This is a genomic window from Streptomyces sp. 13-12-16 (genome assembly GCF_002114215.1).
Taxonomy (GTDB): Bacteria; Actinomycetota; Actinomycetes; order Streptomycetales; family Streptomycetaceae; genus Streptomyces.
In genome coordinates this window covers 1-12,029 of the sequence record NZ_NCTE01000426.1, presented here as the reverse complement: position 1 = coordinate 12,029, position 12,029 = coordinate 1, and the positions used below count along the sequence as shown (strand labels likewise).

At 71.0% G+C, this 12,029-nt stretch carries 8 protein-coding genes; 3 read left to right on the top strand and 5 right to left on the bottom strand.

Annotated elements, in window-relative coordinates; all coding sequences use genetic code 11:
- Positions 1–193 precede the first annotated feature (193 nt).
- From B7767_RS17580 to B7767_RS17565, 4 genes are read right to left on the bottom strand one after another with little or no spacing between them, the layout of a single operon-like run.
- Entirely contained in the window at positions 194–1,552 is a 1,359-nt protein-coding gene (locus B7767_RS17580; RefSeq protein ID WP_179167181.1) for a GH1 family beta-glucosidase, read from the bottom strand.
- A gap of 29 nt (positions 1,553–1,581) precedes the next feature.
- Positions 1,582–2,421: a carbohydrate ABC transporter permease gene (locus B7767_RS17575; RefSeq protein ID WP_085573021.1), complete on the bottom strand. Its 840-nt coding sequence runs from the start codon at positions 2,419–2,421 to the stop codon at positions 1,582–1,584.
- A 17-nt stretch (positions 2,422–2,438) separates the two neighbouring features.
- Complete coding sequence (locus B7767_RS17570; protein ID WP_085573019.1) at positions 2,439–3,428, bottom strand: carbohydrate ABC transporter permease; 990 nt, start codon at positions 3,426–3,428, stop codon at positions 2,439–2,441.
- Positions 3,429–3,442: 14 nt separating this feature from the next.
- A complete protein-coding gene (locus tag B7767_RS17565) occupies positions 3,443–4,759 on the bottom strand; it encodes a sugar ABC transporter substrate-binding protein (protein WP_085573018.1) in 1,317 nt (438 codons plus the stop codon).
- Between the two features lie 260 nt (positions 4,760–5,019).
- On the opposite strand from B7767_RS17565, the gene B7767_RS17560 reads away from it, so the two are divergent.
- Complete coding sequence (locus B7767_RS17560; RefSeq protein ID WP_085573017.1) at positions 5,020–6,813, top strand: coagulation factor 5/8 type domain-containing protein; 1,794 nt, start codon at positions 5,020–5,022, stop codon at positions 6,811–6,813.
- 117 nt (positions 6,814–6,930) lie between these two features.
- Here the strand turns inward: B7767_RS17560 and fusA are convergent, their stop codons facing one another.
- Positions 6,931–8,976: an elongation factor G gene (gene fusA / locus B7767_RS17555; protein ID WP_085573016.1), complete on the bottom strand. Its 2,046-nt coding sequence runs from the start codon at positions 8,974–8,976 to the stop codon at positions 6,931–6,933.
- A 478-nt stretch (positions 8,977–9,454) separates the two neighbouring features.
- Between fusA and B7767_RS17550 the strand changes: the two genes are divergently transcribed.
- Positions 9,455–10,861, top strand: coding sequence for an MFS transporter (locus tag B7767_RS17550; RefSeq protein WP_085573015.1), 1,407 nt, complete (start codon positions 9,455–9,457; stop codon positions 10,859–10,861).
- A 198-nt stretch (positions 10,862–11,059) separates the two neighbouring features.
- On the top strand, positions 11,060–12,029 hold a 970-nt coding region (locus B7767_RS17545), incomplete at its 3' end, for a serine/threonine-protein kinase (RefSeq protein WP_107486156.1).

Sequence of the window (12,029 nt, the reverse complement as noted above, 5' to 3'; positions counted from 1 at the left end):
CTTCGCCTTCCGGACCGCCTGGAGCCACCTCCGGATCAGCGGCTTCCGGGTGCGGCGCGCACGGTGTGCGGCGCGCGAGGTGTGCGGCGCGCACGGTCCCGCGCGCGCCGACCGGGAGAAGGCCGCCGGCACTCCGGCGGACGGAACCGGCCTCCCGGTGAGGGCCGGTTCCGTCCGCCGGGGACGGTGGGGGTCAGGCCGCCCGCCGTGCGCGGTCGCCGTGTCCGCGGATGATGTCCGCGTACCGGTGACCGGTGCCCTTGATCGTGCGGACCTGGGTGTCGTAGTCGACGTGGACGAGGCCGAAGCGCTTGTCGTAGCCGTACGCCCACTCGAAGTTGTCCAGCAGCGACCAGGCGAAGTAGCCGGCCAGCGGGGCGCCCTTGCGGGCGGCGTCGGCGCAGGCGGCCAGGTGCCGGGTCAGGTAGTCCTGGCGCTCCGGGTCGTCGATGGTGCCGTCGGGGCGGACGACGTCCGGGAAGGCGGAGCCGTTCTCGGTGACGTAGAGCTTGCGGGCGCCGTACTCGTTCGTCAGGCGCAGCAGCAGGGCCTCGATGCCGCTCGCGTCGATCTCCCAGTCCATGCCGGTGCGCGGTACGCCGTCGCGGCGCACGAACGCGGCGTGGGGGGCGGGGCCGTTCGGGTCGGCGGCCACCACCTGCGGGAAGTAGTAGTTCAGGCCGAGCCAGTCGAGCGGGGCCGCGATGGTCTCCAGGTCGCCCTGTCTCTCCGGGAGTTCGACGCCGTAGACCTCGCGCATGTCCTCCGGGAAGCCGCGGCCGTGCACGGGGTCCAGCCACCAGCGGTTGGTGTGGCCGTCCATGCGGACCGCCGCCGCCCGGTCCTCGGGGCTGTCGCTCGCGGCGTGGATGGTGGAGAGGTTGTTGACGATGCCGACCTGGGCGCCGGGGGCCGCGGCGCGGATCGCGCGGGCGGCCAGGCCGTGGCCGAGCAGGAGGTGGTAGGAGGCGCGGACCGCTGCCGTCAGGTCCGTCCAGCCCGGGGCCATCTTGCCCTCGAGGTGGCCGATCCAGGCCGAGCACAGCGGCTCGTTGAGGGTCGCCCAGTGGTTCACGCGGTCGCCGAGGCGTTCGGCGACGACGGAGGCGTACGCGGCGAAGTGCTCGGCGGTGTCGCGCTCGGGCCAGCCGCCGCGGTCCTGGAGGACCTGGGGAAGGTCCCAGTGGTAGAGGGTGACCGACGGGGTGATGCCGGCCTCCAGCAGGCCGTCGACCAGCCGGTCGTAGAAGGCCAGGCCCTTGGCGTTCACCGGGCCGTCGCCGCCCGGTACGACGCGCGGCCAGGCGACGGACAGGCGGTAGGCGTTGGTGCCGAGGCGGCGCATCAGGCCGATGTCCTCGCGCCAGCGGTGGTAGTGGTCGCAGGCGACGTCACCGTGGTCACCGCCCGCGATCGTGCCGGGGGTGTGCGAGAAGGTGTCCCAGATCGACGGGGAACGGCCGTCCTCCGCCACGGCCCCCTCGATCTGGTACGCCGAGGTGGCCGTGCCCCACAGGAAGTCGTCGGGGAGGGCGGCGTAGTCGATGGTCACGGAAGTCCTTTCGGGATCGGGGAAGCCGGTCACTTGACGGCTCCCGCCGTCAGGCCGGCGACGAGGTAGCGCTGCAGCAGCAGGAAGCCGGCGACCACGGGGACGCTCACCACGAGGGAGGCGGCCATGATCTGGTTCCAGTACACGTCGTTGAGGGTGGAGTAGCCCTGGAGGCCGACGGCGAGGGTGCGGGTGGTGTCGTTGGTCATGACGGAGGCGAAGAGGACTTCGCCCCAGGCGGTCATGAAGGCGTAGACGGCGACCGCGACGATGCCGGGGACGGCTGCCGGGACGACGACGCGGAACAGCGCGCCGAGCGGGCCGCAGCCGTCCACCATCGCCGCCTCGTCCAGGTCCCTGGGTACCGAGTCGAAGTAGCCGATCAGCATCCAGATGGAGAACGGCAGGGAGAAGGTCAGGTAGGTGAGGATCAGGCCGCCGCGGGAGCCGAACAGGGCGATGCCGGTGGCGTTGCCGATGTTGACGTAGATGAGGAACAGCGGCAGGAGGAACAGGATGCCCGGGAACATCTGCGTCGACAGCACCGTCACCGTGAAGACGCGCTTGCCGCGGAAGGAGTAGCGGCTGACGGCGTAAGCGGAGAACACGGCGATCACCACCGAGCAGACGGTCGCCGCACCCGCCACGATCAGCGAGTTCACGAAGTAGCGGCCGAGCGGGACCGTGGACCAGATGTCGATGTACGGACGGATCGTCAACTCGGTGGGCAGCCAGCGGAACTTGCCGGTGACGTCGGCGAGCGGCTTCAGCGAGCTGGAGACCATCACGTAGACCGGGACCAGCACGAAGCCGGTGAGCAGGGTCAGGAAGACCCTCCGGGACCACAGGAAGGAGCGGGGCGGGGCCATCGGGGACCGGGGCAGGCTCATGGGGCGGTCCTCCGTCCGCGCGAGGTGAGTGCGAGGTAGACGCCCGTGACGACGAGCAGGAAGAGCAGCAGCAGGACCGACATCGCGGCGCCGGTGCCGAAGTTCCAGGTGACGAAGGACGCCTGGTAGATGTGGACGGAGATGAGGTCCGCGGCCTCGGGAGCGGTCTTGCCGAACATGACGTACGGGGTGTTGAAGTCGTTGAACGTCCACAGGAACAGCACCAGGACCAGGACCTGGTTGACCGGGCGGAGCGACGGCAGGGTGATGCGGCGGATCTGCTGGAGCATTCCGGCACCGTCGAGGGCGGCGGCCTCGTACAGCTCGCGCGGGATGTTCTGCAGGCCGGCCATCACGATGAGGAAGGCGAACGGCCAGCCCTTCCACACCGAGACGATCAGCAGCGCGATGAAGCTGTTGTCACCGATCAGCCAGAACGACGGTTTGTCGGTGATGCCGAGCTGGTCGTGCAGGACGTGGTTCACCAGGCCGTTGTCGTGCTGGAACATGAACACCCAGGTGATGACGGCCGCGTAGACCGGCAGGGCGTACGGGACCAGGAACAGGGCGCGCAGCAGGCCGCGGCCGCGGAAGGTGTCCTGCATGAAGACGGCCGCCGCCGTGCCGATCAGCCAGCACAGGCCGACGGACAGCAGGGTGAAGGCGATGGTGACGAGGAACGAGTGGAGCAGGGCCTTGCCGACGGGGGCGTCGAAGTCCACCGACACCGAGTAGTTGTCGAAGCCGGCCCAGGGCGCGGTGCCCCAGTCGCGGATGTAGAACTGGGTGAGTTCCTTGAAGCTCATCACGATGCCGATGACCATCGGCACCAGGTGGACGAGGAGTTCGAGGAGCAGGGCGGGCAGGAGGAGCAGGTAGGGCAGTCCGATGCGGCGGATCCGCCCGGGGCGGCGGCGGGGGCCGCGCGCCGCACCGGGGGAGCTCTTCCGCACGGTGGCCTCCGCTGCGGGGGCAGTGGCAGTCATGGCGGTGTCGGGACTCACTTCTTGGGCATCTGCTGCTGCGCCTTGGTGAGCGCGGCCTTCACCGAGTCGGTGGTCACCTCGCGTCCGCCCGCGGCGTCGGCGAACAGTTCCTTGATGGCCGTGCCGACGGCGGTCTCGAACTGCGACTCGTCCGGCACCTGCGGCAGGGCGACGGCGCTCTTGGCGAGGGTGTCCTTCAGTACGGCGTTGGCGGGGGTGTTGAAGGCCGGGTCCTCCTGGGCGGCCCTGACCGGCGGGATGGAGCTGTACGCCGTGTTGAGGATCTTCTGCTCGGCGTCGCTGGTCATGAACTTCACGAACTTCGTGGCGCCGTCGAGGTTGTCGGTGTTCTTGAAGACGGCGAGGTTGATGCCGGCGACCATCGAGTTGACCTGCTTGCCGGGGCCGGGGGTGCCGGACTGCACCGGCACGGGGGCGATGCCGTAGGCGTCCTCGCTCATGCCCTGGGACTTGAGGTTGGCGGAGGCGGACTGCCACAGCAGCATGCCGGTCCTGCCCTTGGCGAAGTCGCTGACCGACTGGTTCTGGGCGTACTCGGCGTTGCCCGGGGCGATGACCTCGTCCTTGGCCATGAGGTCGACGTACTGCTTGACCGCGGCGACCGCGCCGTCATTGGTGAAGTCGGCCTTGCCGTCGGCGGTGAAGAAGTCGGCGCCGTGCTGTTTGGCGAAGACGAAGGCGTGGTGGATGTTCTCGGAGGGGTTCGAACCCTCCATGCCCATCCCCCACTTGCCGTCCTCGGACAGCTTCTTCCCGGCGGTGACCAGCTCGTCCCAGGTGGCCGGCGGGCCGTCGATGCCGGCGTCGGCGAACATCTGCTTGTTGTAGTAGAGCGCGTACGCCATCGAGTACAGGGGGACCGCCGCCGGGTCCTGGCCCTCGACGCCGGTGGAACCGAGCGCGGAGTCGACGAAGCGGTCCTTGCCGCCGATCGCCTCGAAGTTCTTCGCGTCCCAGGGCAGCAGGGCACCGGTGGCCTGGAGGGATGCGGACCAGGTGTTGCCGATGTTCAGCACGTCCGGGCCCTGGCCGGAGGTGGTGGCGGTGAGGATCCGGTTGAGCAGGTCGGACCAGGGCACCACCTCCAGCTTCACCTTGATGCCGGTCTCCTTCTCGAACTTGTCGAGCTCGGGCTGGAGGACCTTCTTGTCGACCTCGATGCTGGCGCCCTGGTTGGAGGCCCAGTAGGTCAGTTCCTTCGGCGAGTCGTTGGACCCGCCGCCCGTGCTCGATCCGCCTCCGCAGGCCGAGGCGGCGAGTGCGAGAGACAGGATGACGGCGCCTGTGGCCGCGGCTCGGATACTGCGCATGGCTCCTGGTGTCCCTTTCCGGGGTGCAGGGGCGACGCCCTTGCACGAAGGCGGCGGCCTCCACACGAAGGCAGCGCCTCACGTCTTAATTTAGGACGTGAGTTAAACCTCGTCGAGGCGGAACGTCAAGGGTTTCGACGGACTCACCCGACTCTCGCCGCACCTCTTGACTCATCTGTTCCGGGGATGAACCATTCAGCGTCGAGAGAGCGCTCCCAACATCCCGCACCGTTCACTTCCTGAACCAGGAGAGCCGCCCCATGACGTCCGACTCCCCGTCGTCCTCCCGGCCACCGGCCATCGGCCGCCGCACCGTGCTCGGCGCCGCGGCCGCCGCCCCGGTCCTGGCCGGACTGCCCTCGGTGGCCTCCGCCGCGCCCGCGGCGGGACGCCGGAAACCGCGCCGACTGAAGGGCGGCGGCGACCTCGGCCCCAACGTGATCGTCTTCGACCCGTCCACACCGGGCATCCAGGCCAGGCTCGACGAGGTGTTCGCCCGGCAGGAGTCGGCGCAGTTCGGCACCGGCCGCTACCAACTGCTGTTCAAGCCGGGCACGTACCACGGGCTCAACGCGCAGATCGGCTTCTACACCTCGATCTCCGGGCTCGGCCTCTCCCCCGACGACACCACCATCAACGGTGACGTGACGGTCGACGCCGGCTGGTTCGACGGCAACGCCACGCAGAACTTCTGGCGTTCGGCGGAGAACCTGGCGCTCGTCCCGGTCAGCGGCACCAACCGGTGGGCGGTCGCGCAGGCCGCGCCGTTCCGCCGGATGCACGTACGCGGAGGGATCGACCTCGCGCCGTCCGGCTACGGCTGGGCGAGCGGCGGCTACATCGCGGACAGCCGCATCGACGGCACGGTCGGCCCGTACTCGCAGCAGCAGTGGTACACCCGGGACAGCTCGGTCGGCGGCTGGACCAACGCCGTGTGGAACATGGTGTTCTCGGGTGTCGAGGGCGCCCCCGCGCAGAGCTTCCCGGACCCGCCGTACACCACGCTCGACAGGACACCCCGCTCCCGCGAGAAGCCCTTCCTGTACCTCGACGGCGACCGGTACCGCGTCTTCCTGCCCGCGCTGCGGACCGGCGCACGCGGTGTCACCTGGGGCAACGGCACCCCGCGCGGCACCTCCCTGCCGCTGGAGCGCTTCTACGTCGCCAAGCCCGGCGACTCGGCGGCCACCCTCAACCGGGCGCTCGACCAGGGTCTCGACCTGCTGCTCACACCGGGCATCTACCACGTCGACCGGCCGGTCCGGGTGAACCACCCCGGCACGGTCGTCCTGGGCCTCGGCTACGCCACCCTGATCCCCGACCACGGCGTCACCGCCCTGAAGGTCGCCGACGTCGACGGCGTACGCCTGGCGGGCTTCCTGATCGACGCCGGGCCGGTCGACTCGCCCGTCCTGCTGGAGGTCGGCCCGAAGGGCGCCTCCCGGAACCACTCCGCGAACCCCATCACCGTGCAGGACGTCTTCATCCGGATCGGCGGAGCGGGCCCCGGCCGGGCGACCACCAGCATGGTGATCAACGCCCGGCACACCATCGTCGACCACACCTGGGTCTGGCGCGCCGACCACGGCGAGGGCGTCGGCTGGGAGACCAACCGCTGCGACTACGGCGTGGTCGTCAACGGCGACGACGTCCTCGCCACCGGTCTGTTCGTGGAGCACTTCAACAAGTACGACGTGCAGTGGAACGGCGAACGCGGCCGCACCATCTTCTTCCAGAACGAGAAGGCGTACGACGCCCCCGACCAGGCCGCCATCCAGAACGGCCCGCTCAAGGGCTACGCGGCCTACAAGGTCGGCGACCACGTCACCGCCCACGAGGGCTGGGGCATGGGCAGCTACTGCTACTACAACGTGAACCCCGGCATCGTCCAGCACCACGGCTTCGCCGCCCCGGACCGTCCCGGCGTGCGCTTCCACGACCTGCTGGTGGTGTCACTGAGCGGCCACGGCCAGTACGAGTGCGTCATCAACGACACCGGCGCCCCGACGTCCGGCACCAACACGGTGCCGTCCACGGTGGTGTCGTACCCCTGATCCCGGCGCCGGGGCGCACCCGTGACCGACGCCGGCGGTCCGGGTGTGCTCGTACGGCGGCGGTGGCGGCCCCTCCCGACTGAGTTGCGGGAGGGGCCGCCGTTCACGCCTTACCGCTCACCGCGCGGGCGCCGGTGCGGGGGCGTAACCCGTGGGCCGGGTGGTGAAGGTGCCGCGGCCCTGGGTGCGGCTGCGCAACCGGGTCGCGTAGCCGAACAGTTCGGCCAGCGGCACGGTCGCGGTGACGACCGTCGCACCGGCCCGGGTCACCGAGCCGGTCACCCGGCCGCGGCGCGCGGCCAGATCTCCGAGCACCCCGCCCACCGCGTCCTCGGGCACGGTGACCGTGACCTCGACGACCGGCTCCAGCAGCACCATCGCGCAGGCCCGCAGCGCGTCCCGCAGCCCGAACCGGCCCGCGGTGCGGAACGCGGTGTCCGACGAGTCCTTCACATGGGTCGACCCGTCGGTGAGCGTGACACGGAGCCCGGTCACCGGGTGACCGCCCGACGGCCCCTCGGCCAGGGCGTCCCGGCAGCCCGCCTCGACCGCGCGGACGTACTCCTGCGGCACGCGCCCGCCGACGACCGTCGAGCGGAACTCGAAGCCGGACTCCGGGGAGTCCAGTGGTTCGACGTCGAGGACCACATGGGCGAACTGGCCCGCCCCGCCGTCCTGTTTGACGTGCCGGTACACGAACCCGGACACACCCCGGCCGACGGTCTCCCGGTGACTCACCCGGGGGCGTCCGACGTTGACGCCCAGCCCCTGCTCACGCCGGATCCTCTCCACCGCGACCTCCAGGTGCAGTTCGCCCCTGCCGGAGAGCACCGTCTGGCCGGTCTCCGGGTCGGTGCGCACGACCAGCGAGGGGTCCTCCTCGGCGAGCCGCGCGAGTGCCGACGCCAGACGCCCGGTGTCCGTGCCCTTCAGCGCCTCGACGGCCACGGAGACGACGGGCTCGGCGACCTCCGACGGCTCCAGGACGAGCGGGGCGTCCGGTGCGCACAGCGTGGAGCCGGCGCGGGCGGACTTCAGTCCGACCACGGCGACGATGTCCCCGGCGACCGCCCGGTCCAACGGGGCGTGCCGGTCGGCCCGTACGCGCAGGATGCGCCCGATGCGCTCGGAGCGCCGCGCGGTGGCGTCCCACACCGTGTCCCCCTTCTCGATCGTTCCCGAGTACACCCGCAGGTAGGTCAGCCGCCCGGTGGCCGTGGCGTTCACCTTGAACGCGAGGGCGGCCAGCGGTGCCGCCGGGTCGGCGGCCGGCCGCTGTCCGGTGCCGTCGCCCTCGTGCGTCCCGCTCGTCGGCGGCATGTCGAGGGGTGACGGCAGGTAGGCGAGTACGGCGTCCAGCAGGGGTTCGATGCCGCGGTTGCGGTAGGCGGAGCCGCACAGGACGACGACGGCGTCACCGTCGCGGGTCAGGTCCCGCAGGGCTCCGGTGAGCGTGCCGGTGCCGAGCGCGCCCGTGTCGCAGAACTCCTCCAGCGCGCCCGGATGCAGTTCGGCGACGGCCTCCTCCAGCAGCCGGCGCCGCCGGTGCGCCTCTTCGCGCAGTTCGTCCGGCACCGGTGCCGGATCGTGGGCCCGGCCCTCGTCGGTCCAGGTCAGGGCGCGCATGTGCAGCAGGTCGACGACGCCGGTGAAGGCGTCCTCCGTGCCGACGGGCAACTGCACCACCAGGGGTGCGGGGTGCAGCCGCTCCCGGATGGAGGCGACGGCGGCGTCCAGGTCGGCGCCGGCCCGGTCCATCTTGTTGACGAACGCGATGCGCGGCACACCGTGCCGGTCCGCCTGCCGCCACACCGACTCGCTCTGCGGCTCCACACCGGCGACCGCGTCGAACACGGCGACCGCGCCGTCGAGGACGCGCAGCGAGCGCTCCACCTCGTCGGCGAAGTCGACGTGGCCCGGGGTGTCGATGAGGTTGATCCGGTGACCGTCCCAGGCGCAGCTGACGGCGGCGGCGAAGATGGTGATGCCCCGGTCGCGCTCCTGCGGGTCGAAGTCGGTGACGGTGGTTCCGTCGTGCACCTCACCGCGCTTGTGCGTGGTGCCGGTGGCGAACAGGATCCGCTCGGTGACGGTGGTCTTGCCGGCGTCGACGTGGGCGAGGATGCCCAGGTTGCGGACGGTGGCGAGGGGGTCGGTGCGCATGGCCCGTGGCCTTTCGGGTGTTCCGGGGAAGGGCAGCGCGATTTCCCCGACGCACGGCGTCGAACACCCCGATGTGCGGGGCGTCGAAGATCAGACGTGCGTCACGGGTATCCGGTGCCGGGCGCGCAGCGGGCACCGGACGGACGGGGACACCAGGATCACCACGGACCGACGGGACCGGGAACGGGGAGCGGCAGCGGTGGCGTGGTCGCGCACGGCCGGACTCCCCTCACTGGTCATGGATGCGCGGCCCGGCGGCGGGCGGCGCCTGTGCGGTGAGTGTAGGGAGGGAGGGGAGGGCCGGGCCACGCAATATTCACGTCTCACATTCTGGTACGACGTTTCTGGCCAGTGAGATGTCTGAGATCGTTGCATGGCCCACATTGTTCGCGCGGCCTCCCGCGAGGCGGACGCGTGGCACGGTGCGGGCCGCCGGTGTACGCCGCCGGTGACCGCTCCTCCCCGGAAAGACCGTGAAATGCCCGCACCAACCACCGGCCCGGCCCCCGTCAACTCCCGGTCCCGGGTCCTCATCGCGAGCCTCATCGGCACGACGATCGAGTTCTACGACTTCTACATCTACGCGACCGCCGCCGTCCTGGTCTTCCCCAAGCTCTTCTTCCCGAGCAGCGATCCGACGACGGCGCTGCTGTCGTCCTTCGCGGTGTTCGGCGCCGCGATGGTCGCCCGCCCGATCGGCGCCGTGGTCTTCGGACACCTCGGCGACCGGCTCGGCCGCAAGGGCACGCTGGTGGCGTCGCTGCTCACCATGGGCATCGCCACCTTCCTCATCGGCGTGCTGCCCACCTACGCGCAGGCCGGCTGGGCCGCCACCGCGCTGCTGGTGCTGATGCGGCTCGCGCAGGGCTTCGCGCTCGGCGGCGAGTGGAGCGGCGCGGCCCTGGTCGCCACCGAGAACGCCCCGAAGCACAGGCGCGCCCTCTACGGCACGTTCCCGCAGCTGGGTGCCCCGCTCGGCTTCATCATCGGCAACGGGCTCTTCCTGATCATCGGCGCGCTGCTGCCGTCCACGGCGGGCGCCGACCCGTCCCAGCCCTCGGACGCCTTCCTGAGCTGGGGCTGGCGCATCCCGTTCCTGTTCTCCGCGGTGATGGTCGCGATCGGCCTGTGGGTGCGCATGCGCCTGGTCGAGGCGCCGGTCTTCTCCCAGACCCGCGAGGCCGGGCTGGTGCGCAAGCTGCCGCTGGCCACCGTCTTCCGCAGCCACTGGAAGCAGCTGGTCCTCGGCACCTTCTTCATGCTGGCGACGTACGTGCTCTTCTACCTGATGACCACGTTCTCGCTGAGCTACGGCCGTACGCCCGAGGACGCCGCCGTGCCGGGCCTGGGGTACGACTACACCACCTTCGTCCTGATGATGATCTTCGGGGTGCTGTTCTTCGCCGTGTTCACCCTGGTCTCGGGACCGCTCGCGGACAAGTACGGCCGGCGCGCCACGCTGATCGCGGTCACCGCCGGGATCCTGGTCTTCGGGCTGGTGTGGGTGCCGCTGATCGGCCTGGGCACGCTGGGCGTGGTGCTGTGGCTGGTGCTCGGCTTCACGCTGATGGGCATGACGTTCGGCCCGATGGGCGCGCTGCTGCCGGAGCTCTTCCCGACGAGCGTGCGCTACACGGGATCCGGCATCTCCTACAACGTCAGCTCGATCCTCGGCGCGGCCGTCGCCCCGTTCATAGCGGTCGCCCTGTGGGAGGCCGGCGACGGCTCGCCGTGGCTGGTCGGCGTCTACCTCTCCTCGATGGCGCTGCTGACCCTGGTCGCGCTGCTGCTCGGCAAGGAGACGAAGGACGTGGGGCTCGACGAGGGAGAGACCCCCGCCGGTTCTGAGCACGACGGGGCTCCCGCCACCACCGCGGCCCTCTGAGCCGTCCGCCGGCCCGTCCCGAGGCCCTCCGTGTCCGTGCACCGGGCGCGGAGGGCTTCGGTGTCCTTGTCCCGGCCGGAGGTGGATATCTCCGTTCCGCAACCCCTGTCCCCGTACCCGCCCCCATCCACTACCGTGTCCCCGGGCGCGCATCGTGGCTGACAGGGCGCTCGCCAGGACCGAATGCCGAGGACACACGTGCAGATCACGCCCCTGAATCCCGAGGACCCGCCCTCGATGGGTGACTTCGAGCTCCTCGGCCGGATCGGTCAGGGCGGCATGGGCCAGGTCTTCCTGGGCGAGTCCCTCGGCGGTGAGCCCGCCGCGGTGAAGGTGATCAAGCCGTCGGTCGTGGACTCCGAGTCGCGGCAGCGGTTCGCGCAGGAGATCGAGGTGCTCAAGACCATCTGGGGCCCGCGCATCGCGGCGTTCCTGGGAGCCGACGCGGAGGCGGAGCAGCCGTGGCTGGCCACCGAGTACGTGGACGGCCCGGACCTCGCGAAGCACGTCAAGGCGCACGGGCCGCTGCCGTCCGTCCTCACCGCGGCGCTCGGCGCGGTCCTCGCGGAGGCGCTGTCGGCCGTGCACGCCCAGGGGCTGCTGCACCGCGACCTCAAGCCGGCCAACGTCCTGATGGGACCGAACGGCCCGAAGATCATCGACTTCGGTCTGGCCGCGTTCACCGAGTCGAGCGTCTCCCTCACCGCCCCCCACCAGGTCGTCGGCACCCCGATCTGCATGGCCCCGGAGCAGGCCGCGGGCGTGAAGCCGCTGACGGCGGCGGTGGACGTGTACGCGCTGGGGGCCCTGCTGCTCTTCGCCGTGACGGGGCACTATCCGCATGAGGCGGCCACCCCGTACATGGTGTTCCACCTGGTCACGGACCCCGGCACGGCGCCGGACCTGTCCGGCGTGCCGGACGAGCTGGTCCCGCTGCTGACCGGCATGCTGGCCCGGGACGCCGCCGGCCGGCCGTCGCTGACCGAGGTGGTGCAGCGGTGCCGCTCGGTGATCGAGGCCCAGGGCATGAAGATCGCCCAGGCCCGTCGCAGGCTCACCGCGCACACGGCGGGGCAGCGGCACAGGGAATCACCCGCCGACGGCCTCCCCACCGTCGCCTGGCCCGCCCCCGCGAGCGACACCCCGGTCACGGAGACCAGCCCTGCCG